Origin of the sequence: Acidovorax sp. 94, from assembly GCF_003634645.1 — a bacterium.
Taxonomy (GTDB): domain Bacteria; phylum Pseudomonadota; class Gammaproteobacteria; order Burkholderiales; family Burkholderiaceae_C; genus Acidovorax; species Acidovorax facilis.
Map to the genome: position 1 here is coordinate 2,939,842 of NZ_RBJA01000001.1, position 17,660 is coordinate 2,957,501.

Genomic DNA, 17,660 nt, shown 5'->3' on the forward strand with positions numbered 1-17,660 from the left:
AACAAGGGGTCGGTCCGAGGACCGATGTGGCACGGTGACGTTTCAAGGTTTGAGGTAAACGTGGTGCGGTGGGCTCACCTGGGTGCCCAGATGCACTGGTGGTGAAGCGGTTCATGCAGGGCTTCAGAACGACAGGACGCTGGCCACGCCCTCGCGTTCCATCTGCACCTTGTCGGACAGAATGGCCACAATGCGGTGCCCACTGGGCAACATGGCCCCCTCGAAGTAACGGGTGCCGTCCACGGTGACGAGGTAGGCAGGCTCTCCGGGCACGATGGCAGCGACACGCTTGCCAGGATCGTGGATGGCCGATGCAGCTGGGGGCGGCGTAGGGGGAGCCTCGTTGACAGCGGCCAGCTGCTGCAAGCCCGGCACATCACGGCGAGCCAACGCCTGAACATGCTCAAGCTGCCGCGTATCAGACACCGCCGTGCGCACCCGCACCACCCCCGCACCAGCAGCTTCCACTTGCGCAGCGATGCCGTTGAGTCGATAGACCTCGGCCACACTGGCTGCCACCTGCTCATTGACCCATACCGAGAGCCGGGCGGGCGAACGGTCTGCAAGCGCCTTTTCCAGTCGGGTCTTTTCAGCCTGGGACTCCAGGTGCCCGGTCACGTACAGCTGCCCGCTGCGGGACTCGACATTCAGTGTGGGCATGCCCAGGTGCGACAGGGTCTGGCGGATGTTCGCGGCGTGCTCTTGCGGACTCAGGGTGGAAGGCCCCATGGCCCAGGCCAGGGTGAGGGTGCACACAGAAACGCCCACCAACGCGGTGCCGCCCAGCATCAGGCGCGAGCGCCAGCGCTGCAAAGGGGACGTCTGGCCTGCCGCCATGGCTGCAGGGTCCTTTGCTGGCGTAGCTGCGGCAGAGGAGGCCTGCGAAGCAGACGCACCCATACCAGCATGCGAACGCGCCTCCGAGGCTGCTTCTGAAGCAGGAGCAGACTCTTGCGCATGCGGTGTAGCCGACGTGGCACCTCCGTCTGGTGCCGCGTCGGTGAACAGCGGCGCCCATTGCTGCGCACCGAGCTGACCCACTGCAAGCCGGATCCCTCCGACAGTGAACGGCTCGTACAAGCCCAGCTCTGCGCGCGCGCCTGCCTCCAGCGTCCTGTGGGCTACGGCACCGCCGCCCTGCTGCACCTGCAAAACCAAGATGCCTGTGGGCGAAAACGACAACACAGCAACGCCTTCAGCCTTCTGAAGCACGACTTCATTGATCCAGTCCTGTCCGATGCGCAGCGTCTGCCCAGGCTGAATGACAGAAGATGCGCCACGCTGCTCGCCGCTGAGAACGCGCAGTTCGTACAAAGTTTCTGTGCTCATTCCACGGTACTCCTCGGCCCGGACATGCGGGCCTCGTTCGCTCGATTCGTTCACGGCGCCTGCTCACCCAACCCCTGGGCTACGCCAGGTCTGGGATCGCCCGTCGCGGGGTTGCGGGTAGACGTTGTGGTCTCTTCCAGTACAGGCATGGGTGGGGCAGCCACGGCGCCACCGGGCCGCAGTGGCCCCGTGGGTGCTGATGCATTGGTCGCGCGCCGTGCAGGGATGAGGCGGGGCGAAATGAGGAAGAGGCGTTCCACCCGCTCTTGCTGGTCGTTGTTCGAGCGGAACAGCGCGCCCGCCAGGGGGATATCGCCCAGGAATGGAACCTTGGAAACCCCTTCGCTGCTGGACTCCTTGACCATGCCGCCAATCAGCAGGCTCTCGCCCGCGCCGATCAGCGCCTGGGTATTGATGGAGGAACGCTCGACGATGGGGATCGAATCAACCTGGCTGGCTCCATTGATGCCGCCGTCTTCGATCTGGACGAGCAGCTTGATGCGCACGTCTGAGCCTTCCTGGAACACATGGGGCGTGACACGCAAGGAGGTCCCTGCCGACACCTTGTAAAGATCGACTTGCTCTCGACCTGCCACGCGCACGTAGAAACTCTTGTTGGTGTCAAAGAGCGCCTCGACGTTGGACAGCGTCATGACCTGGGGGCTCGAAACAATGCGGGCTACGCCCTTGTTCTGCAATGCATTGATTCGCGCCACAAAGTTGTTGCGCCCGCCCAGCACCAGGGACATGAATCCGCCCTCGCCTGCTGGCGTAATGCTCTGAACCGGCGTGCTGCCCAGCAGACTGGTGTCGCTGGCGGTGCCATTGCCAAACAGGAAGGAATAGCGGTCGCCACTCAGGCGCCAGTTGATACCCATCTCACGCAACTTGTCGGTGCTCAGGTCGATGATGGTGGCTTCGATCTCCAGGGCCTGGGGCTCAATGTCCAGCGACTTGATGAGCTCGTCGTAGTAAGGCAGACGCTCCGGGAGGTCTCGCACGATCACTGCATTGAGACGGGTATCGGCCTCCACACGGGCCTGGTTCGCGACCGAAGCCGCGCCCAGGCCTTCCAGCAACGCCGCGTCCACGGTGGCCACCTGCACACCTCCGACGGCTCCAGGTCGGCCGCCCCAGGCTTGCTGCACGGTTTCGGCAGAGGCCTGCATGGGGTTGGCACCAGCGGCTCCCAGCGTGCCTTGTCGAGCCAGCCCCTGGCCGCGCAGACCCGGCTCAGAGGCGCCCCGATACTGCGTCAGCGCCGGTGACGGGTTACCTCGCTGGGCTGTCAGCAAAGAACGCAGGATGCTTGCCACACCAGGGATGACCGTGACGGTGCCGCCGTACTGGGCACTCACATCCTGGGCCCATGCGTATTTCAGGTAGTACACCTTGAAACCCACGGGAGCCAGCGTGGTGGACTGGCTTTGCTGACCTGAAGCCAGTTCGCCGACCAAGTCTACAAACCGTCGGTTTCCGCTGGCGATGAGCCCACCACTCTGGCTCACACGCAGGGTGTTGCGCGAGTCCATGATGTTCATGTCACGCGCGGTATTGATGACCTGGCGAGCGTCTCCCTGGCGCATGGCAAAGGTGCGTGTCGTGACCTCTGCCGGTGTGTACACGTGCACGACGGCGCCGTCGTAGTAGGCCATGAGCCCAAATGAGCGCTGGATGCTGGAAAACACTTTTTCGGCCGTACCTCGGAACACGCCGTTGACCGCGCCCTTGACACCAGAACTTACCGACACGGGTACATCCATGGTCCCGAAGAAGTCCTGCAAGAACGCCGCAATCGGCTGCTCTCGCACGGTCATATCGACCTGTCTCTCCCCGAAAGGAATGGGCGAGGCCTGCACCGCCGTGGCGCACAACGCCCAACCCAACGCACAGCCTGCCGCCCAGGCGCGCCACGTGCCCGCCTTTGGCCCCGACAGCAACGGACTCCAATTCCCCTTAGCTACTACTCCCATTCTCACTCCCTTGTTTGAACTCATTGTTGGTATCAGCGCATACGCTCATCGGCGAGGCTGTTGAAGAACAGACTCCGCCTGAAAACAGTCGGCGACTGCCGACCGACTTACTACGACGCCCCCTGCAACATGGGGGCGTCGTCTTTTCCGACATGGGCCAGTACGCCCAGGTGCAGCGTCGGAACCAATTCGTGGTAACTGAGCACTGGAGTGTCAAAACACTCGATCTCGATCAACTTGCGTACGTGGCGGCGAATGTCCACCGCCGTCACGATGGCTGCTGGCCGGTGATGTGCGATGGCCTGCGTGAATTTCTGAATCAACTGCGTGGTTTGCGCAGGATCGAGCGCCAGCTGCTGCACCCCGCCGTTGACCCGCACAGCGGATCGCAGCAGCTCCTCGACGGAGGGATCGATAAGCAGCGCGCCCAGGCGGCCGGTCGGCGCGTAGCGATAGCACAGCTGGCGCTTGAGTCCGATCCGGACCAGTTCCGTCAGAGCGAACACATCTTTCTCCCGCTGGGCCGCATCGGCGAGGGTCTCCAAGATGTCGCGGAGGTTGCGGATGGCCACCTCTTCTTCCACAAGGCGACGCAGGATTTCAGCCACCCGTGCCAGAGGCAGAGCACGAAGGGTTTCCTTGACCACATCGGGCAGGTCGGCGCTGGCACGGGTCAGCAAGAGGTTGGTTTCCTGCGTGCCCAAGAACAGCGCGGCGTTGCGACGGAGAGCTTCCCGCACGGCCGTGGCCAGTGCCGCCGCAACACCGTCGACCACCATGTCGCCCTGGGCAACCGGCACCTCGTGCACCATCAGGCGCCAAGCAGGCGCTGGCGCGGCTGGTTCGAGGGCCAGTGCGCTGGACCCCGGCACCGCTGGCGCCGGCGTCTGAGCAGGTGGCGCGGGCACCATGTGCACATCGATGCGCGGCAAACGCAGGCCCAGGTGCAGCTGAAAATGGTCGAGCACGCCTTCAAGGCCGTGCAGCAGGTCACGGCTGTCTTCGCCGCGCAGGTGCCCGGCAGGCAACTCAAGTAGGAGGGGCACGTTGGGACGCACCGGGATGGCATCGGTGAACATCAACTCGGGGGCGTGCGCGGGCTTGCGGCGCACAGCCACCAGCTTCGGCCCGATCCAGCGTTCCCAGCGCTCCCGCCACGCGGGCGTCAGCATGGCCCCAACCCCAAAGAACACAAGACCCAGCAGACCAAAGACCACGGCGGGAAAGCCAGGCACGGCCGCGAAAAGAAAACTCAGGCCACCGGCCACCAGCAACACGCGGGGCTTGGCCGTCAGTTGTCTACCAATGGCGTCGCCCAGATGTTTGTCATGCTCATCGTCTGTAGTGCGCGTCACCAGCAGACCTGCGGACATGGCCCCCAGCAATGCGGGGATCTGCGTCACCATGCCATCACCAATGGCAAGGATGCAGTACTTGATGGCCGCTGCCGACATGGGCATTCCCTGCTGGAGCACCCCCACGGCCAGCCCTCCCAGCAGATTAATGATGATGATGATGATGCCCGCGATGGCATCGCCTTTGACAAACTTCATGGCGCCGTCAAGGCTGCCGTTGAGCTTGCTTTCGCTTTCCAGTTGGCGACGGCGACGCCGGGCCTCGTCCTTGTCGATCAGGCCGGAGCGAAGGTCCGAGTCGATGGACATCTGTTTGCCAGGCATGGCATCCAGCGAGAAACGCGCGGCGACTTCAGCCACGCGCTCCGAGCCTTTGGCAATGACGATGAACTGCACCACGGTAATGATGAGAAACACCACCAGGCCCACCACGAGATTGCCGCCCGCCACCATGTTCCCAAACGTGTCAATGATGTGGCCAGCTTCGCCGTGCAGAAGAATCATGCGGGTTGTCGCGATCGACAGCGCAAGCCGAAAAAGCGTGCTGATCAGCAGCACGCTGGGGAACACGGAAAATTCGAGCGGATTGGCCACATAGATGGCCAGCAGCAGCAGCAAAACCCCGCCCGAGATGTTGACGGCCACGAGGGTGTCAAGGGCCCAGGTCGGCAGCGGCACGATCATGAGCGCGATGATGGCCACGATGCCAGCCACCAAGGCGATGTCGGTGTACCGCGCGAGCCCGCCACCACTGCGGTCGGCACGCGCGGCCGACCGGAAATAGCTAGCCAAATTCACAGCGAGTCTTTCCCTGTGAAGGCATGGCCCGCTTGACTGGCGCTGACCCCGCGCAGCAGCACGTATTCGGCAAGCACTTTGCGGACGTAGTCCTGAGTCTCGCGGTAGGGTGGGATTTTGCGTCCGTGCTTTTCTACGGCGCCCTCACCGGCGTTGTAGGCGGCAAGCACCAACTCCAGGTCATTGCCAAATCGCTGCTGCAAGGTTTTGAGGTACCGGGCGCTCACCCGCAGGTTCGTCTGCGGGTCGTGCAGTTGCTCTGCGCCCTCCACGCCAAAACGGCGCGCGGTCGGGGGGATCACCTGCATCAAGCCTCGGGCTCCTGCATGCGAGATGGCATCGGGCTGGTGACGGGACTCCACGCGAGCGATGGAGTGCAGCAGCAACGGGTCGATGTCGTGCTCCTGCGCCGTGCGGTCTACCAAAGGTGCCAGCCCGACGGGGCTGCTGGTTCGCAAGGGCTGGGCGTCGGGGCTGCGCGATGGCATGGCTGTGCGGGGCTGGAGCTTGCCGATCATGGCTGGCTGCGCTGTGCGGGCGCCTGCACCGACAGGCAACAGACGCGACGAGGTGTGGCGATACAACCCCATCTGCGCAGCCAGAACTGGTTTGCTGGATTTGGCGGCAGACACTTGGCAACCGCGCACAAGCGCTTCGGCGTCCCGTTGCGCGGGTGTCAACAACTGATCCCACCCGACGGCACATGCGGCTGTCGGCGCTGGCGCCAAGACCGCAGGTCCAGGTGCAGCGTGGGTCAGGCCCCCAAGGCCCAGTCCGCAAGTCCCCATGAGGAACCACATCCCAGGGAGCCTCGCCAAGGGCCGAACCAACAAACGCCGGGCAAGCAGATGAACACGATGAGACGATGGGGAACGCACAAACAGACTTTCGCTTTTAGAAGCAGACTCAGACACGAACGCAACAAGGTAGAGCTAGTGTTTCCGCTCAGCCTTTCGAATTTGTGGCAAAAAGTGCTGCTTCACGTATCCATTTGTCAGCAACGAAACACAGATGCAACGCACGCCCATTACGAGCACGTGCTTTCACTTGCATCCTGTTTCAACATTCATGTGACCGTTGGCACACTGCCCGACACTTCAGTTTGCGCACCGCTGCCAAGCCTCCCCGTGATGCTGCAGCGCCTTGAGCCCAGGGCCAGCACGGCCTGCGGCCCCACCCGATTTCCAACAGGACTATCCGCCCATGGCCGGTCAAGACGACAGTGGCGACAAGACAGAAAAGCCGACACCCAAGAAGCTTCAGGACGCCCGAAAAAAGGGCGAGGTTTCCAAGAGCAAGGACCTGACAGCGACAGCAACATTGCTGACCGTGCTGCTGCTAGCCACTGTGGCCTTGCCGATGGTGGGGCAGCAGATGACGTCACTGATTGAACTGAGCTTGTGGGGATTGCAGATCCCTTTTCCTGAGGCACTCGCCCAACTCGGGTGGCAAGCGCTGCGCACTTTGCTGTTGCTGGTGGGGCTGGTGGTGGTACCCGTTGCGGTGGTCGGCGTCCTGGTGGAGTTTCTGCAGACCGGCCCTGTGCTGACGATGGAGAAAATCTGGCCCAAGGCAGAACACCTGAACCCCGCCAGCGGCCTCAAACGCATGTTCTCGCTGGACAACCTGGTCGAGCTGCTCAAGTCACTGCTCAAGACCGTGCTCGTGGCCGTCATTGCCTGGATTGCGCTGAAGGACTTGCTGCCTGATCTGCCACTGCTTGCGCGCGCGAAGCCAGAGGCCGTGGGGTCGGCTCTCTGGCACGCCAGCTGGACGCTGCTGGCGTGGGTCACGGGCGCGTTTCTCCTGGTGTCGGCGCTGGACCTGGCATGGCAACGCTACAGCTTCATGAAGAAGATGCGCATGAGCATGCGCGACATACGCCAGGAAATGAAGGACGCCGAAGGCGACCCGCATCTCAAGGGCCATCGCAAGCAGCTGCAGCAGGAGTGGGCTCAGCAAGGCGCCAACAAGGCGGCAGCTAGCGCCCATGTGCTGGTGGTCAATCCCACCCATGTCGCGATTGCCATCGACTACCACCGCGACCGATGCCCGGTGCCCACGGTCATTGCCAAGGCACAGGACGATGATGCTCTGGCCATGAGAACCGCCGCGCAGGAGGCCGGTGTTCCCGTGCTGCGCAACATCGAAATCGCCCGTCAATTGCTGGCCGACACAGAGCCCGGCGACGTCGTTCCTGCGGAGCTGTTCGACATCATCGCGACCGTGATCCTGTGGGCGCAAGATGTGCGCTATGAACTCGAACGTGCCTCGCGGACCTCGCATGCGAAGTCTTCCACAGAGTCAGAACCGCGCCGTCCTCGACGCCCCGCTCCTGGTGAAGACCTGACCCGGTACCCGCCATCTACGGCCCATGACGCAGCGGGCGCAGCCGCCACCCCCGGGGGCTGGAGAACCAACCGCTTTGCCCGCTATGTTCCCAGACGGTGGCGATCCAGAGCGGCCACTGACACAGCATCATGAACAAGCATTCACATACAGACACCGCACAGCCTTATGTAGGCACTGCCCCTGCCCAACTGGTCGAGATGACGAGCCCCCAGACCACTGCCAGCGTGGTGCTCCCGAATACTGCGCCATATGGCGTAGCGGACGGGCCCGCAGCCCCACTGACCGGAGTGCTGGGTACCGTATTGGCACTGGCATTCGTGCTGGCCCTGGCCTGGATACTTCTGAAGGTGCTGCAGCGCACCGGCATCGCGCGGAATCGAAGTGGTAAAGCCGTGCTCCAGGTCGTGCAGCAAATATCTCTTGGCGGGCGAGAGAGAGTGGCCCTGGTCCGGCACGGGGACCGAGAATATCTGCTGGGGGTGACACCGCACCAGGTACATCTGCTGGCTGAATCCGCTCCTGAAGGCAGAGAGAAATCGCCGACTGTTCCTTGAGGCGTTCATGCAGGCATTGCGGCAACTGCGTGCGCTCCCATGGTGGCTGTACAGAAGACTGCGGGGCACCCTCGGTAGGGTGTCAGAGGTGCCTGCCGCTGCGCCTTCTCCTTGGGCTGTAAACAAGCTGCCACATGGCAGCTTGTTTTCTACGCTGGAGGACCATGCCCTTGGGCGGGCACGCCCATTCAGTACCGCAACTCAGCCGCTCACCCTTTGCTGCGCAGCGTCCGGCTAAGCAGGATCACGGGCACCAACCCCACGGCCACCAGCGCCAGGGAAGGCAACGCCGCCTCACCCAGCCGCTCATCGCGCGCCAGCTGGTAGGCCACCACGGCCAGGGTGTCGCTGTTGAAGGGGCGCAGCACCATGGTGGCGGGCAGCTCCTTCATCACGTCCACAAACACCAGCAGCGCGGCAGCAGCAGTAGACCGCTTGAGCAGCGGCCCATGCACGCGCGCCATCAGGCCCACGCTGCCCATGCCCAGCATGCGGGCAGAATCATCCAGGCTGGGGGGAATTCGCGCGTAACCGCTTTGAATGGACTGCAGCGCCACCGCGCAGAACCGCACCAGGTACGCCCATACGATGCCCAACGCCGTGGCCGTGACCAGCGCACCCACCCCCCACTGCGGCATGGCCGCCTGCAGCCAGCCCACGGGCAGCAGCAGGCCCACCACGATGACGGCACCTGGCACGGCGTAGCCCACGCTGACCAGTTGCACCACGCCGCGCGTGATCGCATCAGGCTGGCGGCGCACGGCAAACGCCAGGGCCAGGGCGATGACCACGGCCAGCACGGCGGTGATGCCCCCCAGGCGCACGCTGTGCCAGGCCCATTCCATGAATCGCTCCCACGGCAGCACCGACCAGTCGGCCGCCAGCGGGCGCAGCATGAAGAGAACTGGCGCCACAAAACCCATCACCACCGGTACCGCGCATACCACCCAGGCGGCCCAGCGGCGTGCGCCGCGCAGCGCCAGGGGCTGTGCCTCGGCCGAGCCTGCGCGCCCGCCGCCCGTGGCGAAACGCATGCGCTTTTGCGCGCGATGTTCCAGGTGCAGCAGCGCCATCACCACCACCAGCAGCATGGTGGCCAGCTGCGCGGCGGCCAGGCGGTTGTCCATCGACAGCCAGGCCTTGTAGATGCCGGTGGTGAAGGTCTGGATGCCGAAGTAGCTGGCCACGCCAAAGTCAGCCAGCGTTTCCATCAGCACCAGCGCAACGCCTGCAGCGACTGCCGGCCGTGCCAGAGGCAGCGCCACGGCGCGGATGCGGCGCGACAGCGGAGCGCCCAGCAGGCGCGCGGCCTCCATGAGGTGCGCGGCACGCTCGCCCAGCGCTGTGCGCGCCAGCAGGTACACATACGGGTACAGCGAAAAGATGAACACCCACACCGCGCCGCCCAGGCTGCGCACCTCGGGCAGCAGACGGCCTTCCAGGCCAAAGGTGTTGCGCAGGCCCACCTGCAGCGGGCCGCTGAACTGCAGAAAGTCGGTGTAGGCATATGCAGTGACATACGCGGGCATGGCCAGGGGCAGCAGCAGCAGCCACTCGAAGGTGCGGCGGCCCGGGAAATCAAACAGCGTCACCGCTGCTGCCGTGCCTGTGCCCACAATGGCCGCGCCCAGGGCCACCAGCACGCTCAGCCACAAGGTGGTCCACACATAGCCAGGCAACACGGTGGCCGCCATCTCGCGCAGGATGGCGCCTGCCTGCGCATCGCCCTGCCCCACGGGCAACCACGATGCGAGCACGGCCAGCACGGGCAGCGCCAGAAACCCCGCGAACAGGATCAAAGGGATGGTGCGAAGGGCAGAAAAAGGCGTGCGGCGCAAGGCGAGTGGCTCGGCAAAGTAAGAAAGCGCACACCCGCTGGCAGGCTCAGGCCGGGCAACGATCAGGAATGCAAATGCGAATTTTAAGCATTCGTCCCTGCCCGCCTAGAATCAAGCGATGTTTCTAGAGGTCTCCCAACTCGAAGTGCGCTACGCAGGCCGCCCCAACGCGGCGGTGGAAGGCGTCACGCTGGGCCTGCATGCAGGCGATATCGGTGTGCTGATCGGCCCCTCTGGCTGCGGCAAAACGACACTGCTGCGCGCTGTGGCAGGGCTGGAGCCCGTGACGGGCGGCGAGATCCGCCTGACCAAAAGTGTGGTCAGCAGCGCCACGCTCAGCGTGCCGCCTGAGCTGCGGCGCATTGGCATGGTGTTCCAGGACTACGCGCTGTTCCCGCACCTGTCGGTAGGCCGCAACGTGGCGTTTGGCATCCACCAGTTGCCCCGTGCCGAGCAGGCCGCGCGCGTGGCCGAGGTGCTGCAGCTGGTGGGGCTGGAGGGCAGCGAGAACCGCTTTCCGCACGAGCTTTCTGGCGGGCAGCAGCAGCGCGTGGCCCTGGCTCGGGCTTTGGCACCACGCCCGCAGCTCATGCTGCTGGACGAGCCTTTTTCGAACCTGGACGTGGACCTGCGCGAGCGCCTGGCCCACGAGGTGCGCGGCATTCTGAAAGCCGCTGGCGCCACGGCCCTGTTTGTGACGCACGACCAGTTCGAGGCCTTTGCCATTGGCGACGTGATCGGCGTGATGCACGAAGGCCATCTGCACCAGTGGGACGATGCGTACACGCTGTACCACCGCCCCGCCACACGGTTTGTGGCCGACTTCATTGGCCACGGCGTGTTCGCCCCTGCCACGCTGCTGCAGCGCGGCAACAACGTGGTGGCGCAGACGCCGCTGGGCGAGCTGACCGACCTGGAAGAATGCCCCCTGCCCAGCAGCTACCCCGGTGGCGAATGTGATGTGCTGCTGCGTGCGGATGACATCGTGCACGACGACCATGCCCCCGTACAGGCGCAGATCGTGCGCAAGTCGTTCCGGGGTTCGGAGTTTCTGTACACGCTGCGCCTGGCCAGCGGCCACACGGTGCTGGCGCATGTGCCCAGCCACCATGACCACGCCTTGGGCGAGTGGATAGGCATCCGCGCCCAGGTGGACCATGTGGTGACGTTCCCCCGCGAACAGGGAACCACCATCTAAGCCCAAATAGGCTCTAGCGCTTATCCATAAAGCGCTGGTTGCTATTACTTTTGATGACTCATTGCGCCACGGCGCACTTCAGCCTTCAGGATTTGCCCTTGCGCTGCAGGCTTTCCAGGGCATTGAGATCCACCTGCGACATGAAGCCCCGCAGATCCTTCACGCCCATGTTGTCGCCCTCAATGCTGACCACCAGGCCGTTTTTCAGGATGGTCTTGAACTCGGCATGGCTGCCGTCCTTTTCATAGCGCTGGTGCAGGGTGCGGCCACCCTCCTGCCAAGTCTTCTCGGCGCTCGTTGGGTCTTCTTTTTCGCCCTGGGCCATGCCCATGGCCATGACCGCCATCTGCCCCAGGCCGCCGATATCCACGATCTCCAGGCGCACCTGCTTGTCATCGCTGCCGTACTGCGCACTGGCCTGGCTGGTGGGCAGGCCCAGGGCGGCACCGTCCTGCACATCAAAGCCCGTGCGCGGCAGGCCGGCGAGCTTCTCGGGCAGTGCCGCCTTGAGCGATTGCGCCGCAATGGCCTGGCCACCCCCCAGCGCACCTGCGGCGGCCTTGGCTGCATCACCAGCAGCCGCGGCAATGGCGGCGGGGTCCTGGCTCTTTTGCGCTTCTTCCATCTTGCGGGCGGCCTCTTCCATCTTCTTGCCTGCGGCCTCCAGGCCGGCGGTGTCGATGGACACCTTGCCGCCCGGCGTATTCATCGTGATGGCGGGCGCATCGGCCCCGCCAAACATCGCTCCGCCACGGGGCAGGAAGAGCGCACTGACGGCGCCGATGACCACCCCCATCACAATGGCCGCGATGATGACCACCACGGTGTAGACCACCGACTTGTCGGGGGCGTTTTTCATGAGCACCGGCAGGCCGGTGTAGAGCAGGTAGATGGAGTACAAAGCCGCCAGCAGGCCCAGCATGGATAGTGCAGGCAGCAGGCTGAACACCCCGCCCAGCATGGCCGCCGTGCTGGCATACACCGCCACCTTCAAGGCCTGGATGGAGTTTTTCTGGCCGCCAAAGGTGGAGGCCAGCGCATCGATGATGAGCCCGAGCACGAAGATGCCCACGAGGCTGAGCACATACGACACCACCATGTTCACCAGCCCCGAGACAAAGGGCACGCGGATGGTGACGCCAAAGCCCCCGAAACCGATCAGCGACATGCCAATGAAACCGCAGACTGCCGGAATGGCGGCCAAAATCATGGCGTAGCGGGTGTACAGGGTGGCGGCGTCGGTGCTCTCGGCCTCAATGGTGACCCAGGTGTCCTTGGGTTGCAGAAGAATGCTCTTGGCGCGCTCAATCAGGTTCATGGTGCCCTCCCGGCAGCGTGGGTGAGCCTGCCCACGCATTTGCAAGCGCTTGCAGGCGAAAGACGCGGACGATACGGGAAATTGCGTGCAATAGAGATCGGATGTGCAGACCGCGCGGCTGCAAACGTGGAATATGCACGCTTTTGCCCACGGAAACCACCCCCTGCCCCCAGAGCGCCAGCTCAGGCTTTGCGCAACTGATCGACCGTATCGTGCAGGTGCTGCGTCCAGGTACGGCGGTCGCGCTCGCCCGCCAGCTCGGGGGGGCCGTAATGCACCACAGCCTCGATGGGCGGGGCGCACAGCGTGCGCCAGATGGAGCCCACCAGGGTTTCGTCGCCGATGTAGCTGGGCGCAAAACTGGTGGCACCCGTGGCCTTGTCGGCAAAACGCAGGCCCACGGGCTGCACCGGAGCCTGCGCCACCACAGCGGCTTGCAGCAAATTGGCGTGAAAAGGCAGCATCTCGCGCCCATCGCCCGTGGTGCCCTCAGGGAACACGGCCAGCACCTCGCCCCGCACCAGCGCCTCCTGCATCGACCGGACCATGCGCAGCGCATCACGGCGCGAGCTGCGCTCGATGTAGAGCGTGCCTGCGGCAGTTGCCAGGGTACCGATCAGCGGCCAGCCCTGTACGTCGGACTTGGAGACAAAGCGGCAATGCCGCGCCGCGTGCATCACCGGGATATCAAGCCACGAGATGTGGTTGGCCACCAGCATCACCGGGCCGGTGAGCGGGGGCTGACCCAAGATGCGCAGGCTGATGCCAAGGTGCGCCAGCAGCTGCAGCGACCACACCTGCACCCGGGCATGCTGCTGGTCCGGCGAGAGCGCTGGAAAACGCAACGCCACGATGGCGAGCCCTTTGACAATGTGGCCCAGCAGACGCAGCAGGCGCCAGCAGGCACGCAAAGACTTCACCGCAGGGCCTCGCAGCGTCGCACTACCTCAACCCCGGTCAAAAGCCACTTGGCCACCGACGAGGGTCACGCGCACACAGCCAGGCAGTTCGTAGCCCGAGAACGGGGTGTGTTTGCCCTGGCTGCGCAATGCGTCGTCCTGCACCGTCCACGCCGCCTGCGGGTCAAAGATGCACAGGTCGCCCACGCCACCTTCCACGATCTGGCCGACGCTGGCCTGCAGTGTGCCCAGGGCGCTGCCGAGCACGCGCGCGGGTTCGGACGTGACGGTGGCGAGCGCACGCTGCAGGGGCACACCGCTGTCCTGCGACCACTTGAGCGCGAGCGACAGCAGCAGCTCCAGCCCCGTGGCGCCGGGCTCGGCCTCGGCAAACGGCAGGGTCTTGGCATCTTCATCCACCGGCGTGTGGTCAGACACCAGGGCGTCGATGGTGCCGTCGGCCAGCGCGGCGTTCAGCGCATCGCGGTCGCGCTGCTGGCGCAGCGGGGGCGACAGGCGGGCGCGGCTGTCGAAGAAGCCGATGTCCACGTCGGTGAGGTGCAGCGAGTTGATGCTGACGTCGGCCGTCACCTTCAGGCCCTCGGCCTTGGCGCGGCGGATCAGCTCCACCCCCGCAGCGCTGCTGATGCGGCACAGGTGCACACGGGCGCCGGTGGTCTTGAGTAGTTCAAAAATGGTGTGCAGCGCAATGGTCTCGGCCGCCACGGGCACGCCCGACAGGCCCAGGCGCGTGGCCAGCGGGCCGCTGGCAGCCACGCCCTTGCCCAGGTGCATCTCTTGCGGGCGCAACCACACCGTGTAGCCAAAGGTGGCGGCGTACTGCAGCGCACGCTGCAGCACCTGGGTGCTGGCCAGCGGCACCTCGGCCTGGCCAAAGCCCACGCAGCCGGATTCGGTCAGCTCGGCCATCTCGGTCAGCACCTCGCCTGCAAGGTTGCGCGTGAGGGCCCCCAGAGGGAACAGGCGCGCCTGGTGCAGCTTCTCGGCGCGGAACTTGAGCATCTCGACCAGGCCGGGCTCGTCGAGCACGGGGTCGGTGTCGGGCGGGCAGACCAGGCTGGTCACGCCACCGGCCACGGCGGCGGCCATTTCGGATTCGAGCATGCCTTCATGCTCGTGGCCGGGCTCGCGCAGGCGTGCGGCCAGGTCCACCAGGCCAGGCAGCACGATGCAGCCAGCTGCATTGATGGTGCGGTTGGGCGCAAAGTCGGGGGGCACGCGGTTGACGCTCACGATGCGGCCTGCCGCCAGCGCGATGTCGCAGGTCTGGTCAAGCCCCGAAGCGGGGTCGATCACACGGCCGTTCTGGATCAGTATCTTCATGATTTCAAGCCAAATGGGCCGCTAGCGCTTGATAGATAAGCGCAAACAGCTATCAAATAAATAGCACTCACACCACGCGACATTTCTCGGGTCGTTCGCACCACAGCCGACCGAATGCCAGTGCCACCGTGGAACCGGCTTTGCCGGGCCAGGGGTGGCGTCCCCCCTTGGGGGGATGACGCGAAGCGGCTCAGGGGGGTCATGCCTCGTTACCAGCAACGATGGACATGACAGCCATACGGACCGCAATACCGAAAGTCACCTGCGGCAGGATCACGCTCTGCTTGCCATCGACCACGGCGGAGTCGATTTCCACGCCGCGGTTGATGGGGCCGGGGTGCATGACGATGGCGTCGGGCTTGGCCAGTTGCAGCTTCTCCTGCGTGAGGCCGAAGCTCTTGAAATACTCCTGGCTCGACGGCAGCAGCGCACCGCTCATGCGCTCGTTCTGCAGCCGCAGCATGATGACCACGTCGGCATCCTTGATGCCCTCTTCGAGCGTGTGGCACACGCGCACGCCCATCTGCGCCATGTCCGACGGCACCAGGGTGCGCGGGCCCACCACACGCACTTCGGCGCAGCCCAGCGTGGTCAGGCCGTGGATGTCGGACCGCGCCACGCGCGAGTGCAGCACGTCGCCCACGATGGCCACGGTGAGGTTGCTGAAGTCCTTCTTGTAGTGGCGGATGGTGTACATGTCCAGCAGCCCCTGCGTGGGGTGGGCATGCCGGCCATCGCCCGCATTGATCACATGCACATGGGGCGCCACATGCTGCGCAATCAGGTAGGGCGCACCGGATTCGCTGTGCCGCACCACGAACAGGTCGGCCGCCATGGCCGAGAGGTTGGCGATGGTGTCGAGCAGCGACTCGCCCTTGCTGGCCGAGCTGCGCGCGATGTCGAGGTTGAGCACGTCGGCCGACAGGCGCTTGGCCGCGATCTCGAACGTGGTGCGGGTGCGCGTGCTGTTCTCGAAGAACAGGTTGAACACGCTCTTGCCACGCAGGAGGGGCACCTTCTTCACTTCGCGGTCGTTCACGCTCACGAAGTTGGCCGCCGTGTCGAGGATGTGCGTGACGATGTCGCGCGGCAGGCCTTCGATGGACAGCAGGTGGATGAGTTCGCCATTGCCGTTGAGTTGGGGATTGCGCTTGTGCAGCACGGTCAGGCCTCTTTGACTTGGAATTGGAAGATGCCGCTGTCGTCGCGCGCCAGGGCCAGCGACTGGGCGGCAGGCAGGGCCACGCGGGCGGCGGCAAAGTCGGCCTGCACGGGCAGCTCGCGCCCGCCCCGGTCCACCAGCACAGCCAGACGCACGCTGGCAGGACGGCCGTAGTCGAACAGCTCGTTGAGCACGGCACGGATGGTGCGGCCGGTGTAAAGCACATCGTCGAGCACCAGCACATCGGCACCGTTCACATCAAACGGCAGCGCCGTCTGCGCGCTGGCCGACAGGCCGCGCTGGGCGAAGTCGTCGCGGTGCATCACCGACGAGAGCACACCGGCGGGCCCTTCGAGGCCCAGGTCTTTTTGCAGGCGCTCGGCCAGCCAGGCACCGCCCGAGGCAATGCCCGCCAGGCGCGTGGTGGGGGTCAGCATGCTGCGCACGCCGCGCAGTAGTTCGCGGTACAGCGCCTCGGCATCAAGCACCAGGCTGCCGGACACTCCGGGGGAGGGGGTGGTCATGGGAGATTCCTCAAAAACTGTTCCAGGATGATGCAGGCCGAAGCGGCGTCGGCATCCTTGGCGCCACCTGCAATGGCTTCGGTGGTGCTGTAACGCTCGTCCACCTCGAACACCTGCAAACCAAAGCGGCCGCGCAGCTGGCGGCCGAACTTGAGCGCGCGTTCAGTGTTCTCATGGCTCGCGCCATCAGGGTGGTAGGGCACGCCGATCACGAGGGCGTCGGGCTGCCACTCCTTGATGCGCTGCGCCACCTGCACAAAACGGGCGTCGCCCTCGGCCATGATGGTGGCCTGCGGCGTGGCGCTGCGCAACATGCGGTTGCCCGTGGCGACCCCCGTGCGCTTGAGGCCAAAATCGAAAGCAAGAAAGGTCTGGAAATGCGCAGGAACGGCGGGCTGAACGGGCAGGCCGGTCATGCGTGCCCCGCCTCGGGCGACAACATCCAGGCCTTGAGACCCAGCAGCGAAAGGGCCCGGTCGTAGCGCTCGGGCACAGGGGTGTCGAAGATCACGGACAGATCGGCCGCCACCGTCAGCCAGGCGTTCTCGGCCAGCTCCGATTCAAGCTGGCCCTCACCCCAGGACGAATACCCCAGCGTGATGAGCACGCGGCGCGGGCCTGCGCCCGTGGACAGCGCTTCGAGCACGTCCTTGGAGGTGGTCATCTCCAGCCCGCCGGGGATGGTCATGGTGGAGGCATATGCCGATTCATCGGTTTCTGCCTTGTCCATGAGCATGGGCTCATGCAACACAAAACCGCGCTCGGTCTGCACCGGGCCGCCTTGGAAAACAGGTTCCTGGGTGAGATCTTCGCGCCGCAGGGACAGGTCCACCTTGTCAAAAAGGCCTTTGAGGGTGATGTCAGAAGGCTTGTTGATGATGAGGCCGAGTGCACCGCGTTCGCTGTGCTCGCACAGGTAAACGACGCTGCGCGAGAAAGACTCATCTTCCAGACCGGGCATCGCAATCAGGAAGTGATGCGTCAGGTTGATGGGCGCAGAATCGAAAGACATTCGG

Annotated in this window: 15 protein-coding genes; 3 read left to right on the plus strand and 12 right to left on the minus strand. The window is 64.7% G+C overall.

The window, feature by feature from the left end; all coding sequences use genetic code 11:
* Positions 1–123: 123 nt before the first annotated feature.
* From C8C94_RS13550 to C8C94_RS13565, 4 genes are all read right to left on the minus strand, one after another.
* Positions 124–1,329: a hypothetical protein gene (locus C8C94_RS13550; RefSeq protein ID WP_121421083.1), complete on the minus strand. Its 1,206-nt coding sequence runs from the start codon at positions 1,327–1,329 to the stop codon at positions 124–126.
* Positions 1,330–1,379: 50 nt separating this feature from the next.
* Positions 1,380–3,146, minus strand: coding sequence for a type III secretion system outer membrane ring subunit SctC (gene sctC, locus C8C94_RS13555; protein WP_158603824.1), 1,767 nt, complete (start codon positions 3,144–3,146; stop codon positions 1,380–1,382).
* Positions 3,147–3,412: 266 nt separating this feature from the next.
* A complete protein-coding gene (locus C8C94_RS13560; protein WP_121421085.1) occupies positions 3,413–5,455 on the minus strand; it encodes an FHIPEP family type III secretion protein in 2,043 nt (680 codons plus the stop codon).
* Complete coding sequence (locus tag C8C94_RS13565) at positions 5,452–5,973, minus strand: lytic transglycosylase domain-containing protein (protein WP_121422850.1); 522 nt, start codon at positions 5,971–5,973, stop codon at positions 5,452–5,454. The genes C8C94_RS13560 and C8C94_RS13565 overlap by 4 nt, the downstream gene beginning before the upstream one ends.
* Positions 5,974–6,658: 685 nt before the next feature.
* On the opposite strand from C8C94_RS13565, the gene sctU reads away from it, so the two are divergent.
* Both sctU and fliO read left to right on the plus strand, forming a co-directional pair.
* Entirely contained in the window at positions 6,659–7,939 is a 1,281-nt protein-coding gene (gene sctU / locus C8C94_RS13570) for a type III secretion system export apparatus subunit SctU (protein ID WP_121421086.1), read from the plus strand.
* On the plus strand, positions 7,936–8,361 hold the full coding sequence (fliO, locus tag C8C94_RS13575; RefSeq protein WP_121421087.1) for a flagellar biosynthetic protein FliO: 426 nt from the start codon (positions 7,936–7,938) through the stop codon (positions 8,359–8,361). Before sctU ends, fliO begins: the two co-directional genes overlap by 4 nt.
* Before the next feature lie 209 nt (positions 8,362–8,570).
* Here the strand turns inward: fliO and C8C94_RS13580 are convergent, their stop codons facing one another.
* Positions 8,571–10,199 carry an iron ABC transporter permease gene (locus tag C8C94_RS13580; protein ID WP_121421088.1) on the minus strand — a complete coding sequence of 543 codons (1,629 nt, stop codon included), beginning with the start codon at positions 10,197–10,199 and terminating at the stop codon, positions 8,571–8,573.
* A 118-nt stretch (positions 10,200–10,317) separates the two neighbouring features.
* Here C8C94_RS13580 and C8C94_RS13585 point away from each other — a divergent pair, with 118 nt between their 5' ends.
* Complete coding sequence (locus C8C94_RS13585; RefSeq protein ID WP_055402047.1) at positions 10,318–11,397, plus strand: ABC transporter ATP-binding protein; 1,080 nt, start codon at positions 10,318–10,320, stop codon at positions 11,395–11,397.
* 85 nt (positions 11,398–11,482) lie between these two features.
* Here C8C94_RS13585 and C8C94_RS13590 read toward each other — a convergent pair whose 3' ends face one another.
* The 7 genes from C8C94_RS13590 to C8C94_RS13620 all read right to left on the minus strand — a co-directional run bounded on the left by C8C94_RS13590 (position 11,483) and on the right by C8C94_RS13620 (position 17,656).
* Entirely contained in the window at positions 11,483–12,715 is a 1,233-nt protein-coding gene (locus tag C8C94_RS13590) for a Yip1 family protein (RefSeq protein ID WP_121421089.1), read from the minus strand.
* A gap of 182 nt (positions 12,716–12,897) precedes the next feature.
* Positions 12,898–13,635: a 1-acyl-sn-glycerol-3-phosphate acyltransferase gene (locus C8C94_RS13595; protein WP_121421090.1), complete on the minus strand. Its 738-nt coding sequence runs from the start codon at positions 13,633–13,635 to the stop codon at positions 12,898–12,900.
* A 27-nt stretch (positions 13,636–13,662) separates the two neighbouring features.
* Complete coding sequence (locus tag C8C94_RS13600; RefSeq protein ID WP_121421091.1) at positions 13,663–14,958, minus strand: dihydroorotase; 1,296 nt, start codon at positions 14,956–14,958, stop codon at positions 13,663–13,665.
* Positions 14,959–15,157: 199 nt separating this feature from the next.
* Entirely contained in the window at positions 15,158–16,120 is a 963-nt protein-coding gene (locus tag C8C94_RS13605) for an aspartate carbamoyltransferase catalytic subunit (RefSeq protein WP_008903259.1), read from the minus strand.
* Positions 16,121–16,122: 2 nt separating this feature from the next.
* Positions 16,123–16,644: a bifunctional pyr operon transcriptional regulator/uracil phosphoribosyltransferase PyrR gene (gene pyrR / locus C8C94_RS13610; RefSeq protein WP_055393349.1), complete on the minus strand. Its 522-nt coding sequence runs from the start codon at positions 16,642–16,644 to the stop codon at positions 16,123–16,125.
* A complete protein-coding gene (ruvX, locus tag C8C94_RS13615) occupies positions 16,641–17,060 on the minus strand; it encodes a Holliday junction resolvase RuvX (protein ID WP_121421092.1) in 420 nt (139 codons plus the stop codon). The genes pyrR and ruvX overlap by 4 nt, the downstream gene beginning before the upstream one ends.
* A complete protein-coding gene (locus C8C94_RS13620) occupies positions 17,057–17,656 on the minus strand; it encodes a YqgE/AlgH family protein (protein ID WP_055393353.1) in 600 nt (199 codons plus the stop codon). The genes ruvX and C8C94_RS13620 overlap by 4 nt, the downstream gene beginning before the upstream one ends.
* Positions 17,657–17,660 lie beyond the last annotated feature (4 nt).

What these genes read in the sequence shown, in the direction of transcription:
- pyrR (WP_055393349.1), bottom strand. Translation starts at nt 16,644, where the DNA reads ATGACCACCCCCTCCCCCGGAGTGTCCGGCAGCCTGGTGCTTGATGCC.
- C8C94_RS13590 (WP_121421089.1), bottom strand. Translation starts at nt 12,715, where the DNA reads ATGAACCTGATTGAGCGCGCCAAGAGCATTCTTCTGCAACCCAAGGAC.
- sctU (WP_121421086.1), top strand. Translation starts at nt 6,659, where the DNA reads ATGGCCGGTCAAGACGACAGTGGCGACAAGACAGAAAAGCCGACACCC.
- fliO (WP_121421087.1), top strand. Translation starts at nt 7,936, where the DNA reads ATGAACAAGCATTCACATACAGACACCGCACAGCCTTATGTAGGCACT.
- C8C94_RS13585 (WP_055402047.1), top strand. Translation starts at nt 10,318, where the DNA reads ATGTTTCTAGAGGTCTCCCAACTCGAAGTGCGCTACGCAGGCCGCCCC.
- C8C94_RS13620 (WP_055393353.1), bottom strand. Translation starts at nt 17,656, where the DNA reads ATGTCTTTCGATTCTGCGCCCATCAACCTGACGCATCACTTCCTGATT.
- C8C94_RS13565 (WP_121422850.1), bottom strand. Translation starts at nt 5,973, where the DNA reads ATGATCGGCAAGCTCCAGCCCCGCACAGCCATGCCATCGCGCAGCCCC.
- C8C94_RS13600 (WP_121421091.1), bottom strand. Translation starts at nt 14,958, where the DNA reads ATGAAGATACTGATCCAGAACGGCCGTGTGATCGACCCCGCTTCGGGG.
- sctC (WP_158603824.1), bottom strand. Translation starts at nt 3,146, where the DNA reads ATGACCGTGCGAGAGCAGCCGATTGCGGCGTTCTTGCAGGACTTCTTC.
- C8C94_RS13550 (WP_121421083.1), bottom strand. Translation starts at nt 1,329, where the DNA reads ATGAGCACAGAAACTTTGTACGAACTGCGCGTTCTCAGCGGCGAGCAG.
- ruvX (WP_121421092.1), bottom strand. Translation starts at nt 17,060, where the DNA reads ATGACCGGCCTGCCCGTTCAGCCCGCCGTTCCTGCGCATTTCCAGACC.